Origin of the sequence: Pseudonocardia yuanmonensis, assembly GCF_039542425.1 — a bacterium.
Lineage (GTDB): Bacteria > Actinomycetota > Actinomycetes > Mycobacteriales > Pseudonocardiaceae > Pseudonocardia > Pseudonocardia yuanmonensis.
The window spans coordinates 1-21,826 of sequence record NZ_BAABIC010000006.1; the positions used below are offsets into that span (position 1 = coordinate 1).

General features: G+C 76.8%; 18 protein-coding genes. 10 read left to right on the forward strand and 8 right to left on the reverse strand.

Annotated elements, in window-relative coordinates; genetic code table 11:
* On the reverse strand, positions 1 to 1,586 hold a 1,586-nt coding region (locus tag ABD990_RS10195), incomplete at its 3' end, for an AAA family ATPase (protein ID WP_345380037.1).
* A gap of 3 nt (positions 1,587 to 1,589) precedes the next feature.
* Entirely contained in the window at positions 1,590 to 2,858 is a 1,269-nt protein-coding gene (locus ABD990_RS10200) for a metallophosphoesterase (protein WP_345380038.1), read from the reverse strand.
* Positions 2,859 to 3,070: 212 nt separating this feature from the next.
* On the opposite strand from ABD990_RS10200, the gene ABD990_RS10205 reads away from it, so the two are divergent.
* Together ABD990_RS10205 and ABD990_RS10210 are read left to right on the forward strand one after the other, a co-directional pair.
* Complete coding sequence (locus ABD990_RS10205) at positions 3,071 to 3,352, forward strand: hypothetical protein (protein ID WP_345380040.1); 282 nt, start codon at positions 3,071 to 3,073, stop codon at positions 3,350 to 3,352.
* A gap of 212 nt (positions 3,353 to 3,564) precedes the next feature.
* Positions 3,565 to 4,230 (forward strand): RNA polymerase sigma factor, encoded by a 666-nt coding sequence (locus ABD990_RS10210; RefSeq protein ID WP_345380041.1) that lies wholly within the window; start codon positions 3,565 to 3,567, stop codon positions 4,228 to 4,230.
* Between the two features lie 184 nt (positions 4,231 to 4,414).
* Here ABD990_RS10210 and ABD990_RS10215 read toward each other — a convergent pair whose 3' ends face one another.
* From ABD990_RS10215 to nhaA, 3 genes are all read right to left on the reverse strand, one after another.
* Positions 4,415 to 7,468, reverse strand: a complete 3,054-nt coding sequence (locus ABD990_RS10215; protein ID WP_345380042.1) for a helix-turn-helix transcriptional regulator — start codon at positions 7,466 to 7,468, stop codon at positions 4,415 to 4,417.
* A gap of 219 nt (positions 7,469 to 7,687) precedes the next feature.
* The gene (locus tag ABD990_RS10220; RefSeq protein ID WP_345380043.1) at positions 7,688 to 8,908 is read right to left on the reverse strand and encodes an MFS transporter; all 1,221 of its coding nucleotides are present in this window, start codon (positions 8,906 to 8,908) and stop codon (positions 7,688 to 7,690) included.
* Between the two features lie 122 nt (positions 8,909 to 9,030).
* Positions 9,031 to 10,314, reverse strand: a complete 1,284-nt coding sequence (gene nhaA, locus ABD990_RS10225) for a Na+/H+ antiporter NhaA (RefSeq protein WP_345380044.1) — start codon at positions 10,312 to 10,314, stop codon at positions 9,031 to 9,033.
* A gap of 142 nt (positions 10,315 to 10,456) precedes the next feature.
* On the opposite strand from nhaA, the gene ABD990_RS10230 reads away from it, so the two are divergent.
* Positions 10,457 to 11,680, forward strand: coding sequence for an ROK family transcriptional regulator (locus ABD990_RS10230; RefSeq protein WP_345380045.1), 1,224 nt, complete (start codon positions 10,457 to 10,459; stop codon positions 11,678 to 11,680).
* Here the strand turns inward: ABD990_RS10230 and ABD990_RS10235 are convergent.
* Positions 11,664 to 12,380 (reverse strand): GNAT family N-acetyltransferase, encoded by a 717-nt coding sequence (locus ABD990_RS10235; protein ID WP_345380047.1) that lies wholly within the window; start codon positions 12,378 to 12,380, stop codon positions 11,664 to 11,666. The two genes, ABD990_RS10230 and ABD990_RS10235, sit on opposite strands and share 17 nt — an antisense overlap.
* Positions 12,381 to 12,513: 133 nt before the next feature.
* Between ABD990_RS10235 and galT the strand changes: the two genes are divergently transcribed.
* The 3 genes from galT to ABD990_RS10250 are packed head-to-tail and all read left to right on the forward strand — an operon-like array spanning position 12,514 to position 15,076.
* Complete coding sequence (gene galT / locus ABD990_RS10240; RefSeq protein ID WP_345380476.1) at positions 12,514 to 13,590, forward strand: galactose-1-phosphate uridylyltransferase; 1,077 nt, start codon at positions 12,514 to 12,516, stop codon at positions 13,588 to 13,590.
* Positions 13,587 to 14,711, forward strand: a complete 1,125-nt coding sequence (gene galK, locus ABD990_RS10245; protein ID WP_345380048.1) for a galactokinase — start codon at positions 13,587 to 13,589, stop codon at positions 14,709 to 14,711. Before galT ends, galK begins: the two co-directional genes overlap by 4 nt.
* On the forward strand, positions 14,708 to 15,076 hold the full coding sequence (locus ABD990_RS10250) for a YchJ family protein (protein WP_345380050.1): 369 nt from the start codon (positions 14,708 to 14,710) through the stop codon (positions 15,074 to 15,076). Before galK ends, ABD990_RS10250 begins: the two co-directional genes overlap by 4 nt.
* Before the next feature lie 21 nt (positions 15,077 to 15,097).
* Here the strand turns inward: ABD990_RS10250 and ABD990_RS10255 are convergent, their stop codons facing one another.
* Positions 15,098 to 15,625, reverse strand: a complete 528-nt coding sequence (locus tag ABD990_RS10255) for an Rv1733c family protein (protein ID WP_345380051.1) — start codon at positions 15,623 to 15,625, stop codon at positions 15,098 to 15,100.
* 210 nt (positions 15,626 to 15,835) lie between these two features.
* Entirely contained in the window at positions 15,836 to 17,047 is a 1,212-nt protein-coding gene (locus ABD990_RS10260) for a PucR family transcriptional regulator (protein ID WP_345380052.1), read from the reverse strand.
* Between the two features lie 126 nt (positions 17,048 to 17,173).
* Here ABD990_RS10260 and hpnC point away from each other — a divergent pair, with 126 nt between their 5' ends.
* From hpnC to ABD990_RS10280, 4 genes are read left to right on the forward strand one after another with little or no spacing between them, the layout of a single operon-like run.
* The gene (gene hpnC / locus ABD990_RS10265) at positions 17,174 to 18,337 is read left to right on the forward strand and encodes a squalene synthase HpnC (protein WP_345380053.1); all 1,164 of its coding nucleotides are present in this window, start codon (positions 17,174 to 17,176) and stop codon (positions 18,335 to 18,337) included.
* The gene (locus tag ABD990_RS10270; RefSeq protein WP_345380054.1) at positions 18,334 to 19,356 is read left to right on the forward strand and encodes a squalene/phytoene synthase family protein; all 1,023 of its coding nucleotides are present in this window, start codon (positions 18,334 to 18,336) and stop codon (positions 19,354 to 19,356) included. The genes hpnC and ABD990_RS10270 overlap by 4 nt, the downstream gene beginning before the upstream one ends.
* Complete coding sequence (gene hpnE / locus ABD990_RS10275; RefSeq protein ID WP_345380055.1) at positions 19,353 to 20,768, forward strand: hydroxysqualene dehydroxylase HpnE; 1,416 nt, start codon at positions 19,353 to 19,355, stop codon at positions 20,766 to 20,768. Before ABD990_RS10270 ends, hpnE begins: the two co-directional genes overlap by 4 nt.
* Positions 20,765 to 21,814: a polyprenyl synthetase family protein gene (locus tag ABD990_RS10280; protein ID WP_345380056.1), complete on the forward strand. Its 1,050-nt coding sequence runs from the start codon at positions 20,765 to 20,767 to the stop codon at positions 21,812 to 21,814. Before hpnE ends, ABD990_RS10280 begins: the two co-directional genes overlap by 4 nt.
* Positions 21,815 to 21,826: the final 12 nt, after the last annotated feature.

Consider the following 21,826-nt stretch of genomic DNA (forward strand, 5'->3'; position numbering starts at 1 on the left):
CGGTGGACCTCGCGCCGGGCCTGCCCGTCCGCCTCCGCGGCCTGCCGCAGCGCGGTCCGGTGCGCGGCGATCCGCGCCGCGGCCGGGGGTTCGGGGACCGGCGGGAGCGGGTCCCCGCCGACCGGGGCGGTCGAGAGGGCCTCAGCCGGTGCGGCGCCGGCGTCGGCCGCCGTCGGATCCCCCGGGACGGCCGGCCGCGCACCCAGTCCGGTGCCCTCCAGCGCGGTGCGGGCACGGAGGACGGCGTGGGCGGCCTCGCGCAGCGCCGCCCTCCGCAGGGCGCAGGCGGAGCCCTCGGCCAGGACCGAGCGGCGCGCCTCGGCCACCCGTGCGACCGCGGCGGAGTCGGGACCGGCGGCGCCCTCCGCGGCCTCCCGGGCCGTGCGGCGGGCCTCGCGGTGCTGTTCGTCGGCCCGGTCCGCCGCGGCGGCCGCCCGCTCCACCGCGGCCGCCAGCACGTCGAGATCGGCGGCCCGGTCGGCGGGCACCGTGAGCGCCTCCAGGCGGCGGCGCACGGCGCGGGGCTCGACGCCCGGCTCGATCCGCTCGAGCAGCTCCTCGGCGCGCCGGGTGCGATCCGCCGCGTCGGTCCGCAGCGTGCCCAGCCGCTCGGCCTCGGCCTGCCGGGCCTGGCGCTCGCCGTCCAGCCGGTGGATCTGCTCGGCGTCCGCCGTCACGGCGTCGTCGACGCGGATCTCGGCCCGCTCGGCGCGCAGCTCCCGCAGCCGGTCGTCGAGCTCGGCGAGCGTCTCCTCCGCCCGGTCCCGGGCCTCCCGCGCGGTGTCGAACTCCGCGAGTCGGGTGGCGTCGAGCACCACCCCGGAGGCCGCGAGGGCGGCGAGGTCCGCGCGCAGCCGCGCCACGTCCCGCGCCGCCGGATAGGCCCGCACCCGCTGCTGCGCCTCGGCGCCGGCCCGCCCCGCGCTCTCCCGGTCCCGGGCCAGCGCGGCCGACCGCCGCTCCAGCCGGCCGATCTCCTCGGCCAGGGCCGCGACGTCGCCCGCCCGGGACATCTGCTCGGCCGCGGCGGCGTCCGCGTGCTCGTAGGCGGACAGCGCGCGGCGCAGCTCGACCTTCTGCGCGTTCCGGTGTTCCTTGTAGAGGCGGTCCGCCTCCTCGTCGAGCTCCGCGAGGATCGCCCGCACGTCCCGGCCGCTCCGCGCGGTGAAGACCAGCTCGGCCAGCTCCCCGCCGCCCTGGCACAGCCGCGCGCCGCCCTCGCGCAGCGCCTCGTGCCCGAGGCCGAAGCTCTGCTGCCAGGTGCGGCGGGCCTGCGCGCCGCCCGGGCCCCAGGGTGCCTCCAGCGGTTCCTCACCGGGGCCGAAGAGCCCGCGCGTGGTGCGCCGGACCACGAGATCGGCGCCGGGCAGCGCGACCTCGGCGGTGAGGGCGAGCCGGGCGGGCGAGGCGGCGTAGGCGTGTCGGACCGGGCGCGGGAAACCCCACAACAGGTCCGAGACGGCGTCGAGCAGCGTCGACTTGCCCGCCTCGTTCGGCCCGGTGACCAGGGTGAGCCCACGGCCGAGCGTGAGCACCCGGCCCTCGTGGGTGCCGTAGCGCTCGAGGGTGAGCCCGGTGATCCGCACCCGTCAGGCCGCCGATCCGCGTGCCGGGTCCGTGCCGGCGAGGCGGGCCCGCAGCTCCTCCTCCGCCCGCCGGGCCAGCTCGGCCAGCCCGGCCGGGTCCCGCAGGTCCAGCCCGGCCCCGCGCAGCCGTCGCCCCGCCTCGCGCTCGAGCACGGCCACGAGCTCCCCGGCCCGCTCCGGCTCCGCCACCAGCCGCGACGCGGCCACCGCGACCGCCCCGGCCAGCTCCTCGTCGACCGCCGCGACGGCCTCCGCCGGCAGGTCCTCCGGACGCGGGCTCCGGGTGCGGTTGCGCACCATCTCGACCACGGCGCCGGACTTCTCGGCCACGATGTCGATCTCCGCGCGCAGCCAGTCCGCGTCGAGCAGGGCGGGCGCCGCGGGGGTGGGCCCGTCGAGCGTCACCCGGGCGGCGACCGGCCGGGAACCGGCGGCCAGCCCGATCCCGCGCAGCTCGGCGTCGAGCGCCTCGAGGACCTCCTCCGCGTCCGCGCACGGGCTCGCGTCGAGCCGGACATGGGTCCAGCGGGCCACGTCGCACACCTCGTGCCGCAGCTCGGCCCGGCCGCCGGGCTCGACCTCGACCACCGTCGCGCCCTTCGCCCCGGGCTCGCGGGGGTGGCGGCCCTGCAGGTTCCCGCTGAACGCGGCGACGTGCTCGCCGTCGTTCACCACGCGGCGCTCGTGCACGTGCCCGAGGGCGAAGTACTCGTAGCGGCAGCGGACGAGGTCCTCCGGGGTGCAGGGGGCGTACGAGTCGTGTCCCTCCGCCCCCAGCACGGAGGTGTGCAGCAGGCCCACGTTGACCAGGCCGGGGATCCGGTCCGGGTAGGCCGGGACCAGGTTCTCCAGCACGGCGCGGGTGGCGAAGCCCTGCCCGTGCACCGCCAGCCCGAGATCGTCGAGCACCACGGTCTCGGGGCGGTCCGTGGCCAGCCGGTGCACGTTCGGCGGCAGCCGGAGCGAGCGGGTGATCTCGCTCTCCGCGTCGTGGTTGCCGTTGATCAGGAAGACCGGGATCCCCTCGTCGTGCAGCCGGGACATCTGCCGGACGAAGAAGGCGCCGGTGGCGTAGTCCCGCCAGTCGCCGTCGTACACGTCCCCCGCGAGGAGCAGCGCGTCCGCCCGTCCGGCCACGGTGAGGTCGACGAGGTTCTCGCACGCCCGGCGGGTGGCGCGGCGCAGGGTGTCCGCCAGGTCGGAGTCCTCGAGCCGGGACAGCCCGAGCAACGGGCTGTCGAGGTGCAGGTCGGCGGCGTGGACCAGACGCACTCGCGAACCTCCTGACGGGCGAACTACATGCGTGCGATTCGTGCTGCGGCGAGCGTACAACCGCCCTCCGACAATCCCGGGACGTGCGCGACGCCACCCCGTGCGACCTGGGGGAAGGAGGTTTCGCGTGCGAGAATCGGGCAACTCGACGTCCGATCCAGCCTCGTCTCAGCGCCGAACCGGGGCCCCTGCCCCGAGCCGTGGGAGGCGAGTTGCAGGTCCACCTGTGCGAGCGGTGCTACGCGCCCATCGACACCGCTCGCGAGCGCTACACCACCCTGGCCCACATCGACCGCGTGCTGCCCGACGGCACCATCCGGTGGGTCCACTCCGCGTTGCACACCGAGGCGTGCGGCGAGCCGGCGCGTGAGCGGTCCGCCGCCGAGCCCCCGGACACCGGTGAGTGGGACCCGGCCCGCCGCGGGCACTCCCCGGCCGCCGCGGAGCACGCGGCCCGCCGGGCCGGGCCGACGGACGTGCGCACCTCACGCTGACCTCGGGCCGACCACGGCCGGCGGGGGTCCACCCCCGGCCGCGGAGCGGTGCACCCACGGGCGGCGGGGGTGGTCCCCCGCGGAAATAGGGGGGTCCCCGCGACCCTCCTAGGGGGTTGTCCAGACGCGCGGGAGGCCCTCCGGACGGAAGTCTCTGAGGGGTCATCAGCGAGCCGGTGCCCCGGCCGCGCAGGACCCCCTCGGAGGTATCCATGCGCACGCCCGTCACACCCCCGTCCGGCACCGGTGCGCCCGTCCCGCCGACCGCCGCCGCCCCGCCGTCCGAGCCGGACCTGCTGGTCAGGCTGGCCGCGGGCGACCCGGTCGCGTGGCGCGACGTCGTCACCCGGTACGAGCGGCTCGTCCGGTCCCGGGTCCGCGGCTTCCGGCTGCAGCCCGCCGACGCGGACGACGCCGTGGCCGCCACCTGGCTGCGGCTGGCCCAGAACGCCGACCGGATCAACGACGTCGACCGGCTCCCGGGCTGGCTCTCGACCGTCGCGGGCCGCGAGTGTCTGCGGATCCTGGACCGCGCGGCGCACGCCGGGGTCCCCGTCGAGGACGCCGGCGTGGCCGTCGCCGAGCCGACGCCCGGCCCCGAGCAGCGCGCCGTCGACGCCGACATCGCCCGGGAGCTGCGGGCACTGGTCGCGGACCTGCCGCGCCGGCGGCGGCTGCTCATCGCGGCACTCTTCGGCGAGGACTCCTGGAGCTACGAGCGGATCAGCCGGGTCACCGGCATCCCCACCGGCTCCATCGGGCCCACCCGCGCCCGCGCCCTCGACCAGCTCCGCCGGCTCGCGGTGGAGCGGGGCCTCGGCTCCGCCCACCCGGCCCTGCGGGGGCTCGCCCCCACCGCCGGTTCCGCGGCGGGCTGAGCGGGAGCAGCCCGGACGGTGCCCGTCCGAGCTGCTTCGCGAGCCACCCGGTGCAGGAGCTCCCGACTCGCGGGAACCCACAGCGCGACTCGCGGGAACCCGGAGCGCGACTCGCGGGAACCCGGAGCGCGACTCGCGGAAGCCAGGAGCGCGACTCGCGCTGCAGGAACTCCCGACTCGCCGGTCAGGGCGTGGGACGGGTCTCGGTCGGGGCGGCGCGGAGGTAGACCGCCCCCGCCTGCACCCGGCTCCGCACCCCGAGCTTGGCCAGCAGATGGGTGACGTGGATGCCCACCGTCTTCTCGCTGATGAACAGCCGCTGCGCGATCTCCCGGTTGGTGTGCCCGACCGCGATCTCGCCGAGCACCTCGACCTCGCGAGGGGTCAGGGACGCCAGGACGTCCCGCTTGCTCGGCGTGCGGGGTGTCGGGACCCGCGCCCCGGCCGACCCCGGCGCACCCGACGCCGCGGCGACCTCCCCGGACACGACGACGCGCTCCGGGTCCGGCAGTGGGATCCGCGCCCGTCTGCCGAGGTCGCGGACCTCCTCCAGGAACGGCACCGCCCGCAGCTGTCCCGCGATGGTGTGCGCCTCGGTGAGCGCGTCGGCGGCCGCGCGGCTGCGCGTGCGCCGCGCCAGCAACGCCTCGGCGCGGCGCAGCTGCGCGTAGGCCACGTTGTAGGGCTGGTCCCGGCGCCGCCACTGCGCCGCCACCTCACCCCAGAGGTCGGGGTCGGAGTCGCCGTCCGCGCGGGTCACCTCGGCGTCGCACATCTGCGCGAACACCCCGACCAGCCCGGCGACCATGGGCACGGCCCGCCGGGCCCGGTCGTGCAGGCCGGCCAAGGACGCCCGGAGCCGGTCGACGACGTCGTCGGGCGGAGGGGGCCGGTCCAGCCGGACCGTCTCGGCATGGGCGCGCATCCCGTGCCAGATGAGCGGGGCCTCCAGCCAGACGTCGTCGTGCCCGCCCTCGACCACGTCCAGCCCGGCGATCGTGTGCCCGACCGCCCGCTCCGGCCGGCCCTGGTACATGTCCAGCCCGGCGCGCAGGGTGAGCAGCGGGACGCGGTACCGGGCCCCGACCGTGTCGTGGGCCAGCATCGCGACGGCGTCGAGGTCCTCGGCGGCGCCGGTGAGGTCTCCGCGCCCGACCCGCATGCGCCCGCGCGAGAGCCGGATGTCCAGCGCCTCGCTGCCGGACGGCCGGGCGCGGAAGGCCTGGTCGATCACCTCGACGGCCTCGTCCCAGCGCCCGCAGCGGAACTGCCCGTTGGCGGCGAGTGCGAGCAGCCGCACGCCGTGGGTGCGGCCCAGCCCCAGCTCGGTGAGGCGTTCGGCCCCGGCCAGGGCGAGGTCTATGCCTTCGGACAGCGCGTTGAGCGGCCCGGAGAGGAGCTCGGCCCGCCGGTGGTAGGCGCTGCCGAGCACGGCGGGTGAGCCGCTCGCCTCGGCCACGCGGAGTCCCTCCGCGAGCGCGGCCGCGCCGGCCTGCGTGTCCTCCAGGTAGGCCAGGCTGAACCCGAGCGTCACGAGCACGCGCGCCTGCTCGTCGAGGCTGCCCGAGCGCCGGGCGGCCTCGAGGGCGCGGGTGGCCTCGGCGCGGGCGTCGGCGAACCGGCCCGCGGCCTGCAGCGCCTCGGCGTGCCCGGCGAGCAGCCCGACGTGCGCCTCCCCGCCCAGCCGCAGCGCCTCCCGGTACGCGCCCTCCGCCTCGACGCCGCGCCCCGCGGCGAGCAGGTAGTCCCCCAGCCTGGCGACGAGCGTGGCCCGCCGGGGGTCGGCGGGGTCGGTCAGCCCGATCCGTTCCTGCAGCACGCTCACCGCGGCGTCGTGCTCGCCCGCCAGGTGGGCGGCCTCGGCGGCCCGTTCCAGGCTGGCGGGCCGGTCCAGGCCGACCGTGACGACCGGTTCGGGCGGCCGCTCGGGCCGCGGCCGGGCCGGCGCGGACCGCCCGGCGACCAGGTCGGCGACCCGGCGCCAGTGCCGGTAGGCGTCTGCGTAGCCGTGCACTCGCTCGGCGGCGCTGGCGGCGTCGGCGGCGGCGGTGAGCGCCCGCGCGTCGTCCCCCGCCCGGTCCCAGTGGTGGGCGAGGAGCGCGGCGACCGCCGACCGGTCGGCGCCCGCGGTGAGCTCGGCGAGCGCGGCGGCGTACCGCCGGTGCAGGTCGCGACGCTCGGCGGGCAGCAGGTCCGCGGCCACGACGTCGACGGCCAGCCCGTGCCGCAGCCGGTAGCCGTCGTCGCCGCCCTCGGCGCCGGGGCCGTCGAGGACGACCGACCCCTCCTCGACGACGTACCGGACGGCGGTGAGCAGGCGGTCCGGCGGCAGCCCGGTGACCAGCTGCGCGAGCTCGTGGGAGACGGGGCCCTCGGCGACCGACAGGGCCCGGACGACGGTGCGCGCGTCCTCCGGCAGCGCCCGCACCCGGCCGAGGACGAGGTCGCGCAGGGTGCCGGACACCGCCATCGGGTCGCGGTCCCGCAGGGCCCGGACGGTCTCCTCGGCGATGAAGGCGTTGCCGCGGGAGCGTTGCCAGACCAGCTCGACCGGGTCCTCGACCTCGGTGGCCGGCAGCGGCTCGCGGGTCACCAGCTCGGCGATCCCCGGCCGGTCGAGCGGGCCGAGCGGGACCGCGCGCACCCGCGGGTGCCGGCGCAACCCCCCGAGCCCCAGCTCGTCCAGCCCGGGCGAGCCCCCGCCCTCGCGGTGCGTGACGACGACGAGCAGCCGGGCGTCCATCATGATCGCCGTGAGGTAGGAGAGCAGGTCCCTGGTGGCGCGGTCCGCCCACTGGACGTCCTCGACGACCAGCAGGACGGGCCGGTCGGCGGCGAGGCCGAGCAGGACCCGGCCGGCCGCGTCGAGCGGGTGCGGGACGACCTGTGGCGCCCCGCCCGGCGACGGCGGCAGCAGCCCGAGGGCCTCCAGCTCGCCCCGCCAGGGCTCGACGACCGCCTTGCCGGCGGGCTCGCGGGCCAGCGCGCGCACGGCGAGGGTGAGCGGCAGCAGCGGCGGGCTCTCCCCCACGTCGACCGCGGCGCCGGCGAGCACGACGGCTCCGGATCGGCCGGCCAGGGCGGCCAGCTCGGCGACCAGCCGCGACTTGCCGACGCCCGCCTCGCCGCAGACGAGCGCGACCCCCGGCGTGCCGGCACGGGCCGCCTCGAACATCTCCCCGAGGGACCGCAGCTCGTCGGTACGTCCGATCAGGGGCGGACGGGCCGGGGCGGTCACTCTGCGCACGGTATTCAGCCCGGGCCTCCTGGTCCAGCAGGTCGACCCGCCCGTGACGCGGCCGGGCCGTGGGAGCCCGACGGGCCGGGACGACCGCAGGCACGGGACCCCCGGCCCGTGACTGCGCCACCCCCTTGGCCCCGGCCCGGCGGCACCCTCCCCCACGCCGGAACAGAGCGCGGCGGACGGTCCCCGGATACACGGAGCCGGAAAAGGAAGTCAGCCGGTGCGTCCGGCCGCGGCGAGGCCGCCGGTGAACAGCACGAGCACGGCGGCGAGCACCACGAGCAGCGGCGCGGACCAGGCGCCGGTCGCCTCGTGCACCGCGCCCACCACGGAGGGGCCGGTGGCCGCGACGGTGTAGCCGCCGCCCTGGACCAGCGCGGACATGCGGCGGTTCTCCACCAGGTCACGCGCCCGCCGCACGACGAGCGAGAAGATCACCGTGATGCCGCCGCCCTGCGCGGCCCCGCCCAGCGCGCACCACACGGCCCAGCTCTCCGGGGCGAGCAGCAGGCCGAGCGGCAGCGCCGCCCACGCCACGCAGACGACGGTGACGACGATCCGCGGCGAGGGGCAGAGGCGGAGCAGCACGGGCACGCCGAAGGCGCCGACGATCGCGGCGATCTGGAAGATCGACGAGCTGACCCCGGCCGCGGAGTCCGTCATCCCGAGCTCGTCGCCGAGCAGCAGCGGCAGCCAGGCCGTCACGCCGTAGTAGGCGAAGGCCTGCCCGGCGAAGGCGATGGTGAGGCCCCAGACGACCGGGCGGCGCCACCAGACCGGGCCGGCGACGACCGCGGTCCCGGCCGCGGTGGACCCGTCCGGCGCGGTCTCGTGCAGCGACCGGGTCGCCCACCACCACACCGCGGCCGCGACCAGCACCAGCACGCCCCACGACGCCAGCGCGAACCGCCAGTCCGTGGCGCCGGCGATCGGCACGGTCAGCGACAGCGTGATCATCGAGCCGACGTTGAGCGCCGCGGTGTACATGCCGAGCACGGCGCCCGCCTGCCGCGGCAGGTCGCGACCGATGACCACCGGCACCGCCACGTTGCCGACGGTGATCGCCGCGCCGATCAGCAGGGTGCCGGCGACCGCGGCCGGGAGCCCGTCGAGGGACCGCACCACCGTCCCGGCGAGCAGCACACCCAGCGCGACCAGCACCCCGCGGCCGGGCCCCGTGCGGGCCAGCAGGGCCGACGCCAGCGGCGTGGCCAGGCCGAAGCAGAGCACCGGCAGGCTGGTGAGCAGCCCGGCGGTCCCGGCGTCGATCCCCAGGTCGGCGCGGATCGCCTCGGTGACCGGCGAGACGGCGACGATCGGGCCGCGCAGGTTCAGCGCGAGCAGCAGGATCGCGGCGACGAGGAGGGCGGGGGCGACGGCGCGGGGCGGGCTCTGGAGGGGCGCGGGCGAGGCGGTTTCGTGCGTGGCGGTCACTGGTTCCATCTTCCAGGTGCGAAACCGGGATCTCACGCGGTCGTGAGCAAGGGAACTGCGTGCGTGCCCTGGTGGTCCCGCTGCGGCCACTCTGCAGCCCGCTGCAGCCCAGCTGCAGCCCCTCAGTCCTCGCGCCGCTGGTAGACGTCCGGAATCCCGTCGGCGTCGGAGTCCACCGCCTCCTCCAGCTCCATCCGCCGGTAGCGGACGTTGCGGATGCGCAGGATCACGCTCGCGACGAGCGCCGAGAGCAGCGAGCCGGTGAGCACGCCGATCTTGACCTCGCCGTCGATCGCCGAGCCCGTCCCGAAGGCCAGCTCGCCGATCAGCAGCGACACCGTGAACCCGATGCCGGCCAGCACGGAAAGGCCGAGCACGTCCCACCAGCTCAGCCCCTCGGCGAGCTGCGCCCGGGTGAACCGCTGGACCGCCCACGTCGCACCGAGCACGCCCACGGTCTTGCCCACGAACAGGCCGAGGATCGTGCCGAGGGCCACCGGGTGCAGGAACGCCTCCGCCCCGGCGTCGACGACGGACACGCCGGCGGCGAAGAAGGCGAACACCGGCACCGCGACCCCGGCGGACAGCGGCCGGAACCGGTGCTCGAAGTGCTCGGCGAGACCGGGGCCGGGGCCCTCGGCGCGCCGCACCACCGGCACCGCGAACCCGAGCAGCACGCCGGCGACGGTGGCGTGCACCCCGGAGGCGTGCACGAGCCCCCAGGTCAGGGCGGCGAGCGGGAGCAGCAGCCACCACGACCGGACCCGGCGCTGCACCAGGACGGTGAACAGGGCGAGCGGGACCAGCGCGAGCAGCAGCGGCACCGGGTGCAGCTCGTCCGTGTAGAAGATCGCGATGATCGTGATGGCCAGCAGGTCGTCGACCACGGCGAGGGTGAGCAGGAAGGTGCGCAGTGCCGAGGGCAGGTGGGTGGAGATCACCGCCAGCACGGCGAGGGCGAAGGCGATGTCCGTCGCGGTGGGGATGGCCCAGCCGACGGCCGTCCCGCCGCCGACGTTCAACGCGGTGAAGATCACCGCCGGCACGATCATCCCGCCGACGGCCGCGGCCACGGGCAGTGCAGCACGGCGGGGATCGCGCAGGTCGCCCGCCACGAACTCGCGCTTGAGCTCCAGCCCGGCCACGAAGAAGAAGATCGCGAGCAGCCCGTCGGCCGCCCAGGTGGCCAGCGTGAGGTCCAGGTGCAGCGCGGCGGGGCCGACCCGGATCGCGCCCAGCGCGGCGTAGGCGTCGCGCCAGGGGGAGTTCGCCCAGGCCAGCGCGACGACGGCGGCTCCGACCAGCAGGAGCCCGCCCACCGTCTCGGTCCGGAGCAGGTCGCCGATACGGCGGACCTCGGGCCAGCTGCCACGGGCGAAGAGGGGGGAGGGACGGCTCACGGACAAGGCCTTTCGGTGTGCGGGCACGGCAGAGCAGACGCCGACCAGACTTCCCGGCACACCGGGGTTCACCCTACGGCACGCCTTGCGCACACGAAAAGCGAAAATGTGGCATCTTCGGTATCGACGCAGGTGAGGAGGCCACGTCATGACCGGTGCCGGTATGGGATCCGTCCGCGGCCGCAGGCCCACGTCCGCCCCGGCCACCGCGGGCGAGATCTTCGCGCTCATCCGGCAGGGTGCCGTCGCCACCCGCACCGAGATCGGCCGCGCGACCGGTCTGTCCCGGACCGCGGTGGCGGCCCGGGTGGACCGGTTGCTCAAGGAGGGCCTGGTCACCGAGGTGCAGGGCGGCGCGGCGACCGGCGGCCGGCCCGCCGCCCGGCTCGCCTTCCACACGGCAGGCGGCACGGTGCTGGCCGCGTCCGTCGGCGTCAGCCGGACCTCGCTCGCCGTCTGCGACCTCGCCGGCACCGTGCTGGCCCAGGACTCGGTCCGGATGCGGGTCCGGAGCGGGCCGCACGCCGTGCTGGAGGCGGTCGGCGAGCGGCTCACCCGGCTGATCGAGGAGACCGGCACCGACCCGGCCCAGGTCCGCGGCATCGGGCTGTCGATCCCCGGCACGGTGGACTCGGTCGCGGGGTGCAGCATCGGTGTCCCGGTGCTGCCGGGCTGGGCCGAGGTCAAGCTGCCGCCGTTGCTCACCGACCGCTTCCCGGTGCCGGTGCGGGTGGACAACGACGTCAACGTCATGGCCATCGCCGAGCAGCACGCCCACCCCGGCATCGACGACCTGCTCGTGGTCAAGGTGTCGACGGGGATCGGCGCGGCCGTCGTGAGCGGCGGCGCGCTGCAGCGCGGCGCCCGCGGCTCGGCCGGCGAGATCGGCCACACCCAGGTCTCCGACGGGCCGGGCACGCCCTGCCACTGCGGGAACGTCGACTGCCTGGAGATCCTGGCCAGCGGCAGCGCCCTCATCCGCGACCTCACCGCGCGCGGGCGCACCGTCGACACCGTGTCCGGGGTCGTGGACCTGGTCCGCAGCGGCGACGCCGAGGCCGTCCGGCTGGTCCGGACCGCCGGCCGGCGCATCGGCGAGGTGCTGGCCTCGGCGGTGAACCTGCTGAACCCCGCGGTGATCACCGTGGGCGGCGACCTGGTCGGCGCCTACGAGCCGCTGGTCGCGGGCATCCGCGAGTCGGTGTTCAAGCGGTCCGTCGCCACCGCCACCCAGACGTTGCGGGTGGAGCCGGGCGCGCTGGCCGGGCGCAGCGGCGTGACCGGCTGCGCGATCCTCGTGCTGGACCGGGTGCTGTCCCCCTCGGCGGTGGACGACGTCCTGGCCCTGCACGACCTCACCCCGCCGGACTGACCGCCGGGGCCCGGTAGCCGACGAACTCGAGCTCGCGCGAGACCGTGAAGCCCAGGCGCTCGTAGAGCCCGATCGCGGTCGTGTTGGTCGCGGCCGCGTGCAGGAAGGGCCGCTCGCCGCGCTCGCGGATCACCGCGCCCACGGCCCGGACCAGGCGGGCCGCCAGGCCCTGCCCGCGCGCGGCGGGATCGGTGCACACCGCGGAGATCTCGGTCGCGCCGGGCACCCGCATCCGCTCCCCCGCCATGGCGACCAGCGCCCCGTCCCGCCGGATGCCGAGGTAGGTGCCCAGGTGGATCGTGCGCGGCAGGAAGGGACCGGGCTTCGTCCGCGCGACGAGGTCCAGCATCTCCGGCACGTCCCCCACCCCGAGCCGCACGGCCTCCGGGTCCGGGGCGACGTCCAGCGCGTCCCCGGTCATCTGCACGCCCGGCAGGTCCAGGCCGGTCTCCCAGCCCGCGGGCGCCGTCCGGCGCGGGCCCGCCAGCACCGCGGACCCGCCGGGCCCGCTCAGCGCGGCGAGGTCGGCCCAGTCCCGGGCCGCGGGGTCGAGGGGCAGCCCGGCGAACGGCGTGACGTCCGGCTGGTAGCGCGCCGCGCGGCCGCGGAGGTCCGCGAACCCGCGGTGCCGCCCGGTGAGGGCGGAGAGGACGGGGTTGGCGAGCGGGTCCGGGACGGGGTCGGGGAACGGGAGAGCCACGAGATCCATCCTGCCCCGCCCGCGGGGAGTAGCGTGCCGACGGCTGCGCCCGACGCGCACGGACCGGCACGACCAGGTTGGAGCATCCCCCGTGACGCAGGCATCGACCCCCGCCGTCGTCGGCGGCACGACCGTGCACCGCACCCGCGGCAGACTCTCCGACGGCCGGGACATCCTCTGGTACGACACCGAGCCCGGCCGGGTGCCCGGCGAGGACGAGCGCGGCCTGCCCGAGGTCCACACCGTCTCGCAGATCCGCTACGACGAGCTGCTCGACGAGTGGGTGGCCATCGCCAGCCACCGGCAGACCCGGACCTTCCAGCCCGCGGGCACGGCCGACCAGTGCCCGCTGTGCCCGACGGTCCCCGGGCGCGTCACCGAGGTGCCCACCCCGGACTACGAGACGGTGGTGTTCGAGAACCGCTTCCCGTCCTTCTCCGGCGGCGTGGGCCGGGCCGAGGTCGTCTGCTTCACCAGCGACCACGACGGCCGGTTCGGCGCCCTGCCCCCCGACCGGGTCCGGCTCGTGATCGACACCCTCGCCGACCGCACCGCCGAGCTGTCCGGGCGCCCGGACGTCGAGCAGGTCTTCCCCTTCGAGAACCGCGGGCCGGAGATCGGGGTCACCCTCGCCCACCCGCACGGGCAGATCTACGGCTACCCGTTCGTCACCCCGCGGACCCGGCAGCAGCTGGAGTCCGCCCGCCGGTACCGCACCCGCACCCGCGGCAACCTCTACGCCGACATCCTCGAGCGGGAGCGCACCGAGGCCGTCCGGGTGGTCACCTCCTCCGAGCACTGGACCGCGTTCGTGCCGAAGGCGGCGCGGTGGCCCGTCGAGGTGCACCTCTACCCGCACCGGGACGCCAAGGACCTGTCCGAGCTCACGGACGCCGAGCGGACCGACCTCGCCACGATCTGGCTGGACGTGCTCGGGCGGCTGGAGCTGTTCCACGGCCGGCCGCTCCCCTACATCGCCGCCTGGCACCAGGCCCCGGTGCGCACCGACCGCGACCTCGCGTGGCTGCACCTGGAGCTCTTCTCCATCCTGCGGTCGCCGACCAAGCTCAAGTACCTGGCCGGGTCCGAGTCGGGCATGGGCGTGTTCATCAACGACACGACGCCGGAGGACGTGGCCGCGAGGCTGCGCGACCTGGGCCCGGGCAGCACGGGGTCCGACGGGGCGGGCACGGGCGGGGCGGGCGCGTGAGCCTCGCCGCGCGCTTCGCCGAGGCCTACGGCCACCCGCCCGCCGGGGTGTGGGCGGCGCCGGGCCGGGTCAACCTGATCGGCGAGCACACCGACTACAACGACGGCTTCGTCCTGCCCCTGGCGCTGGACCGGCGCACCCTGGTCGGCGCCGAGATCGCCGAGGGCGTCACCACGGTGCGCTCCTCGCGCGAGCCCGACGCCGTCGTGTTCGAGGCGGACACGGTGGTCCCGGGCGAGGTCACCGGCTGGGCGGCCTACGTGGCCGGGGTGGTCTGGGCCTTCCGCGCGGCCGGGCTGCCCGTGGCCGACCTCGACCTGCTGGTGGAGGGCGACGTGCCGGTGGGGGCCGGGCTGTCGTCGTCGGCGTCGCTGGAGTGCGCGGTGGCGGTGGCGCTCGCCGAGCTGACCGGCACGGCCCTCGACCTCACCGAGGTCGCCCACCTCGCCCGCCGGGCGGAGAACGAGTTCGTCGGCGCGCCCACGGGCGGGATGGACCAGATGGCCGCGATGCACGGCGTCGCCGACCGGCTCGTCTTCCTCGACACCCGCACCGAGCACGTCGAGCTGATCCCGTTCGCGCTGGCCAGGCACGGGCTGCGGCTGCTGGTGATCGACACCCGGGCACCCCACCAGCTCGTCGACGGCCAGTACGGGGCCCGCCGGGCGGACTGCGCGAAGGCGGCCGAGCTGCTCGGTGTGCCGGCGCTGCGCGACGCGACCGCGGCCGACGTGGAGACCCTCACCGACGAGCGCCTGCGCCGCCGGGCCCGGCACGTGGTGACCGAGGACGACCGGGTGCTGGGGGTCGTCGAGCGGCTGCGGGCGGGTAAGGACCCGCGGGCGATCGGGCCACTGCTCTCGGCCTCGCACACGTCGATGCGGGAGGACTTCGAGATCACCGTCCCGCACGTCGACGTGGCCGCCGCGGTGGCCGAGGAGGCCGGTGCGCACGGGGCGCGGATGACCGGCGGCGGGTTCGGCGGCTGCGTGATCGCGCTGGTCGACACCGAGGCCGGCGACCGGGTGGCCGACGCCGTGGCGGCGGCCTACGCCGAGCGCGGGTGGGACGCGCCGGTCGTCTTCGACGCCGTGGCCGCGGACGGCGCGGGCCGCGCGTGAAGCCCTGTCCGTGCGGTTCGGGCGAGCCCTACGGGGCCTGCTGCGGGCGCCTGCACGCCGGGGAGCGGGCGGCGACCGCCGAGCAGCTGATGCGCAGCCGGTTCTCGGCCTTCGCCGTGGGCGACGAGGCGTACCTGCGGCGGACCTGGCACCGGTCGACCCGGCCGCGGCGGCTGGTCCTGGACCCCGCCGTCGAGTGGACGCGGCTCGAGATCGTCGACCGGGTGGCGGGCGGCCCGCTCGACACCGACGGGATCGTCGAGTTCCGGGCGCACCACCGGGTCGGCGGGCGGACGGGCGTGCAGGCCGAGCGGAGCCGTTTCGTGCGCGAGGACGGGGCCTGGCTCTACGTCACGGCCGAGTGAGCACGGGCCGAGTGAGCACGGTCAGCGGCCGGACCACAGCGGCTCGTAGAGCGCCCACTCGCGCGCCCACTCGGTGTGGTTGCGGGCGGCACACCGGGCGCGGACGAGGGCGCGGAGCCCGAGCAGCGCCAGGATCCCGACCATCAGCACCAGCAGCGCGCCGACGACGGCGGTGACCGCCGCCTGCAGCTCGTCGACCGGCGGCGGGGCGATCGCCCCGCTCGTGCGGTCCACCCAGACCGGCACCGTGGACCCGGCGGGCTGTGAGCCCAGGACCGGCACGGTCCCGGTGCGCGGCGTGCCGTCCGGCGCGACCCAGGCGGCCGGTGCGGTGACCTGCATGGCGCCGGCCGCGGCGTCGGCCCCGACGGCGCTCTCGACCGGCTGGAGGAGCGTGGCCCCGACGGAGATCCGGTTCACGGCGTCCGCCCGGGCCTGGTCGATCCCGTTGCCGTGCAGCTGCAGCCCGGTCAGCACCGCCGCGGCGACGAGCACCAGGCCCAGGACGCCCAGCACCCAGGAGGCCGCGGACTCGATGCGATCCGTCACCCGCCGGGGGCTCCGGTCGGTCCCGACCGCGGAGTACGGGTGCGGGCGGTCCGAATGATCCGGATTCCCTGGCCGGTGGGGTTGCACGTCGGGGGTCCTCTCCACGTCGGTCCCTCCACGGTGCGCCGGGCGGCGGAGTCCGGCAACGTGAGTGAGACCCAGTTGACCGTGGGATCCGTCACGCCGGGGAAGCAGCCCGTCACCGACCGTTCACCGCACGTCCTCGGCCTCCGGCGGCCGCGGGGCGCCCCACGCGAGCGCGAGCAGGAGCCGCGCCCGGTTCTCCGGGTCGTCGAGCTGGGGCCCGAACAGCTCGTGGAGTCTCGCCAGGCGGTAGCGCACGGTCTGCGGGTGGACGTGCAGCTCGGCGGCCATGGCCTGCCGGTCACCCAGGTGGCGCAGGTAGGCGGAGAGCGTCTCGCACAGCCGCTCCCGCGAGGCGGGCGCCGAGGCCTCCAGCGGGCGCAGCACCTGCGCGCGCAACACCTCGAGCAGCCGGGCGTCGCGGTGCACGATGATCGCGTCCAGGTGCTCCTCGGCGAAGACGGGATCCTCGGGCAGCACGCCGGTGCGCTGCAGCCGGGCGGCCACCTCGGCGATGTGCAGGCTGGCGGGCAACCGGTCCGGGGTCACCGTCGGCCCGACGACCGCTCGGGTGCCGCGCAGCATCCCCGCCAGCCGCTGCCGCCGCCCGCTCTGCGCCGGGTCCGGCACGATCGCCCCGGACAGCCGCGCCCGGTTGATCAGGAGCGAGGCGGGGTCGAAGCGGGACAGCACCCCGTGCCCGAGCAGGCTGTCGTCCTGCACCAGGACGACGGCGACCTCCTGCGGCACCTGCCAGCCCGCGCGCGCCGCGGCGGCCTGCACCGCGCCCTCCGTCGCCCGGTCGGACAGCAGCAGCTCCACCAGCTCCTCGCGCAGCCGCTCGCGGGCGACCGCCGCCTCCGACTGCTCCAGCACGAACCCGTGGGCCGCCGACGACGACAGCCGGTCCACGAACGCGAAGACGCCCTCGGCCAGCCCGGCCAGCACCGCCGGTTCCAGGTTCAGCTCCACCGCGACCAGCGCGACGTGCCGCCAGAACACCCGCGCCCCGAGCTGGAAGGCCGACAGCAGGGTCGAGACGTCCCGGCCCTCGCGCCACTGGGTCCGGCCGATCTCCTCGAACAGCTCCTGCTCCCCGAACCCGGACGGGTACTCCCCGACGAGGTCCCCGGTCGCGTCGACCTCGTTGCTGGTGGCGACGAGGTGGTGCAACGCGTGGTGCGCGGCCGCGGCCACCTCCACGCGATTCGCGTCGACGAACCGGGCGTAGTCCGGCCATTCGGTCAGCAATGCCGCGCTGACCTCCTCGAGCACGGCGGGGACGCGTGCGAGCAGGGCCTCGACGAGCCCGTCCGTCCCGGTCCCCGGCGTGTCCACACGGGAGTTGTACGCCCGGAGGGGCGAAGACCGCACCACTTTTGTACGTGCGTGACAATTCTCGACCGGAAGAATTAACACGCGTTGAGGAGAGACCCGCCGCCGTCCTGCGACACGATCAGCGCCGTGGGACGGGGGAACGGGACGCCCGGCGGGGCGTCGGGAGGCGCGCGCGCCGGTTCGGCGGAGGCCGGTCGCGAGGCGGCGCCGGGTCCGTCGACGGCGGTCACCGCCGTCGGCCCTGCCGGCGATCCCGGCGTCGACGCTGCCGTCGACCCTGCCGTCGACCCCGCCGTCGACCCTGCCCTCCACGCGGCCGCCGACACGGCCGGTGCCGTCGCCGCCGATCGGCTGCGCCGGGCCGAGTCCGCGGAGAACTTCCCGGTCGCGATGCGGATCCTCCCCGCGCGGCACCGCCGCAGGTTGCGGGCGGTGTACGACGTCGTCCGGACGATCGACGACCTGGGCGACGAGGGAGCCGGGAGCCCTGCCGAGCGGATCGCCGCGCTCGAGGCCTTCCGCGCGGACCTGCACGCGGCCGCGCCCGTCCGGCCCGCGCTCCGTCGGCTGGCGGTGGTCGCGCCGGACCTCCCCGCCGACCCGTTCGACCGGCTCCTCGACGCGAACGTGCAGGACCAGCGGACGGCGACCTACGACACCTGGGACCAGCTCCTCGGCTACTGCGCGCTGTCCGCGGACCCCATCGGGCGGCTGGTGCTGGCCGTCTTCGAGGTGCCCGCGGACGGCGAGATCGAGCACGCCTCGGACGCGGTCTGCACCGCGCTGCAGCTCCTCGAGCACCTGCAGGACGTCCGCGAGGACCGCGGCCGGGGCCGGATCTACCTGCCCGCCGAGGACCGCGCCGCGTTCGGGGTCACCGAGGCCGACCTCGACCGCCCCGTCGCCACGGACGCCCTGCGTGCGCTCGTCCGGCACGAGGCGGAGCGCGCGGAGCAGCTGCTCGACGCCGGCACGCCGATCGTCGGTGCCCTGCACGGCTGGGCACGCCTCGCGGTGGCCGGGTACGTGGCCGGCGGCCGGGCGGCGGCCGACGCGCTGCGCCGGGTCGACGGCGAGGTCCTCGGCCGCGCCGCGGAGGCCGCGCACAGCCGGAAACGGGATGTGCTGCGACACCTGCCCGCGGTACTCCTGCACGGACGATCACCCCACGGACGAGCACCTCGCGCACGACCACCCGAGTCGGCGTCCGGCCACCGCCGGACGTCCACGGCGCGCCGGGACCGGCCCCGACCGGACCTCCCGCGCCCGACCTCCCGGAGCTGCCGATGACCGACCCCTCCCGGCCGACCGTCACCACCGCCGCGACGGCGCGCTCCCCGCACGCCGACCGCCCCACCGACCCGACACCCGTCGACTACACGACCGACCTCCCGGCCGCCTACGCCGCCTGCGAGGAGATCACCCGCCGCGAGGCCCGCAACTTCTCCTACGGGATCCGCCTGCTGCCGGGCCCGAAGCGCGCCGCGCTCTCGGCCGTCTACGCCCTCGCCCGCCGGATCGACGACATCGGCGACGGCGACTTCGACCCGCCCGGCGGGATCGGCGTGGTCTCGTTCGAGGAGAAGACCGCCGCGCTCGCCGGGGTCCGGGCGTCCGTGCAGGCCATGCGCGAGCAGGCACCGGACCGGTCCGACCCGGTGCTGGTCGGCGTCGCCGACGCGGCCCGCCGGTACCCGATCCCGCTCGGCGCCTTCGAGGAGCTGATCGACGGCGTCGAGGCCGATGCGCGGATGGACGACGAGGCGATCCGTCGCGGCGAGCCCGCCCGCCCGCACGCCACGTTCGACGACATGACGGTCTACTGCCGCCAGGTCGCCGGCTCGGTGGGCCGGCTCTGCCTGGGCATCTTCGGCTCCCGCCCGGACGCGCACGCCTCGGAGTACGCCGACCGGCTGGGGATCGCGCTGCAGCAGACCAACATCCTCCGGGACATCCGCGAGGACCTGCGCAACGGCCGCGTCTACCTGCCCACGGACGAGCTCGCCCGGTTCGGCGCCGAGCTGCGGCTCGACGCGGCGGGCGCCCTGGCCGACCCCGACGGCGCGCTCGCGGCCTACATCCGCTTCGCGGCGGACCGGGCCCGCAACTGGTACGCCGAGGGCCTGAAGCTCCTCCCCCTGCTCGACCGGCGCAGCGCCGCCTGCGCCGGGGCCATGGCGGGGATCTACCGGCGGCTGCTCGAGGACATCGCCGCCGACCCACGCTCGGTGTACGCGCAACGGCGGTCGCTGTCCGGCGCACAGAAGATCGGTGTAGCGCTGCGGGCCCTGGCAGGGCGGACCGCATGACCGGCGGGGCGCGGGTCGCGGTCGTCGGCGGGGGGCTCGCCGGCGTCGCCGCCGCGCTCCGGTGCGCCGACGCGGGGCTCGCCGTCACGCTGCTGGAGTCGCGCGCCCGGCTCGGCGGGGTGGCCGGCTCGTTCACCCGTTCCGTGCAGTCCGACTCCGCCGAGGGCGAGCTCGCCGTGGACACCGGCCAACACGTCCTCCTCCGCTGCTGCACGGCCTACCGGGATCTCGTCGCGCGGCTGGGCGCCACAGACCTGATCCTGCTCCAGGAGCGGCTGGACATCCCGGTGCTGGCGCCCGGCGCCGCTCCGGCCCGCCTGCGCCGCACCGGCCTGCCCGCCCCCCTGCACCTGGGAGCCGCCCTGCTGCGCTACCGGCACCTGCCCGTCGCCGACCGGTTCCGGCTGGCCCGGGCCGCACTCGCGCTCGGCCGCGTCGACCGCGCGGACCCGGCCACGGACGCCCGGTCCTTCGGCGACTGGCTGGCCGCGCACGGGCAGGGGCCCCGGGCCGTCGACGCCCTCTGGGACGTGGTCGGCATCGCCACCCTGAACGCCCGCGCCGGCGACGCCTCCCTCGCGCTCGCCGCCACGGTCTTCCAGCTCGGCCTGCTCACCGACGCCGCCGCGGGTGACATCGGCTGGGCCACCGCGCCGCTCGGCGCGATCCACGACGACGCCGCCCGCCGCGCCCTCGCGTCGGCCGGTGTGGAGGTGAGGCGGTCCGCGAAGGTGCGGGCTCTCGTGCAGGACGGGACCGACCCGGGGGGCCGGTGGCGGGTCCTCGTGGGAACGACCGACGGAGAGGAGGAGCTCGTGACCGACCGGATCGTCTCCGCCGTGCCACCGGGCCCGGCGGAGCGGCTGCTGCCTCCGGGAGCGCTGCCGCTGCCCGGGGACTGGGCCGCCCGCCTGGGCAGCACCCCCATCGTCAACGTGCACGTCGTCTACGACCGCCGGGTGCTCGACGCCCCGTTCGCGGCGGGCGTCTACACCCCCGTCCAGTGGGTCTTCGACCGGACCGACCAGTCCGGCGCCGCGACGGTGTACGGGCCGCGGGCCCAGTACCTCGCCGTCTCGGTCTCCGCGGCCGACGACCTCGTCGGGCTGCCCGCGGCCACGCTGCGGGAGCGGTTCCTCCCGGCGCTGGAGGCGCTGCTGCCGGCCGCGCGGGACGCCGTGGTCCTCGAGTCCTTCGTGACCCGGGAGCCGCACGCCACCTTCCGCGGCGCGCCCGGCCAGGCCGCGCTCCGGCCCGGTCCCCGCACCGCCCTGCCCGGGCTCTACGTGGCCGGCGCGTGGACCGACACCGGCTGGCCCGCGACGATGGAGGGTGCGGTGCGCAGCGGCGAGGCCGCGGCCGAGGCCCTCCTGGCCGACCGCGCGGCCGTCCCCGCGGAGGTGGCCGCATGACCGCCGTCCTCGGCCGCCACGACACGGCCCCCGCCGGGCCGGACGTCCCCGCCCTGCTCGCCGGCTGCCGGGACACCGTCACCCCGGCGCTGAAGGCCGCCGTCGCCCGGCTGGACACCGCGAGCCGCGAGCAGGCCGAGTACCACCTGGGCTGGGTGGAGCTCGACGGCTCGCCGGGCCGCGGGGGCGGCAAGGCCGTGCGTCCCGCGCTGGCGCTGCTCTCCGCCCGGGCCGCGGGCGCGCCCGCCGCGACCGGGCTCGCAGGCGCCGTGGCCGTGGAGCTGGTGCACAACTTCTCCCTGCTGCACGACGACCTGATGGACGGCGACACCGAACGCCGCCACCGGCCGACCGTCTGGGCCCGCTGGGGCGCGGCCTCGGCGATCCTCTGCGGCGACGCCCTGCTGGCGCTGGCCACCGAGGTGCTGCTCGAGGACCCGTCGCCGCACGCGGCCGAGGCCGCGCGGCTGATCGCCACCACCACCCGGGAGCTGGTCCGCGGGCAGGCCGAGGACGTCGCCTTCGAGGACCGGACGGACGTGGGCGTCGACGAGTGCCTGTCGATGGCCGCGGGGAAGACCGGGTCCCTGCTGGCCACCAGCGCCGCGATCGGCGCGGTCCTGGTCGGCGCCCCCTCGACGACGGTCGCCGGCCTGCGGGACTACGGCACGGCGATCGGGCTGGCCTTCCAGCTGGTCGACGACCTGCTCGGGATCTGGGGCGACCCGGCCGTCACCGGCAAGCCCGTGCTGTCGGACCTGCGCTCGCGCAAGAAGTCCCTGCCGGTGACGTTCGCCGTGCACCGCGGCGGGGAGGCCGGGCGGGAGCTGGCGGCGTGGCTCGCCCGGTCCGGCGAGCAGACCGAACAGGAGCTGCACGCGGCCGCCGACCTCGTCGAACGCGGCGGCGGGCGCGAGTGGGCCGCCGCCGAGGCGCGGCGGCAGATGGACCTCGCCGAACGGGCCCTCACCGGTGCCGGGCTCGCCGACGGCCCGCGCGCGGAGCTCGTCGCGCTCGGGCGCCACCTCACGACCCGCGACTTCTGACCCCGTGACCTC

Coding starts and splice junctions, on each gene's coding strand:
- hpnE (WP_345380055.1), top strand. CDS start 19,353: ATGACCGGCGGGGCGCGGGTCGCGGTCGTCGGCGGGGGGCTCGCCGGC.
- ABD990_RS10210 (WP_345380041.1), top strand. CDS start 3,565: ATGCGCACGCCCGTCACACCCCCGTCCGGCACCGGTGCGCCCGTCCCG.
- ABD990_RS10270 (WP_345380054.1), top strand. CDS start 18,334: ATGACCGACCCCTCCCGGCCGACCGTCACCACCGCCGCGACGGCGCGC.
- ABD990_RS10230 (WP_345380045.1), top strand. CDS start 10,457: ATGACCGGTGCCGGTATGGGATCCGTCCGCGGCCGCAGGCCCACGTCC.
- ABD990_RS10280 (WP_345380056.1), top strand. CDS start 20,765: ATGACCGCCGTCCTCGGCCGCCACGACACGGCCCCCGCCGGGCCGGAC.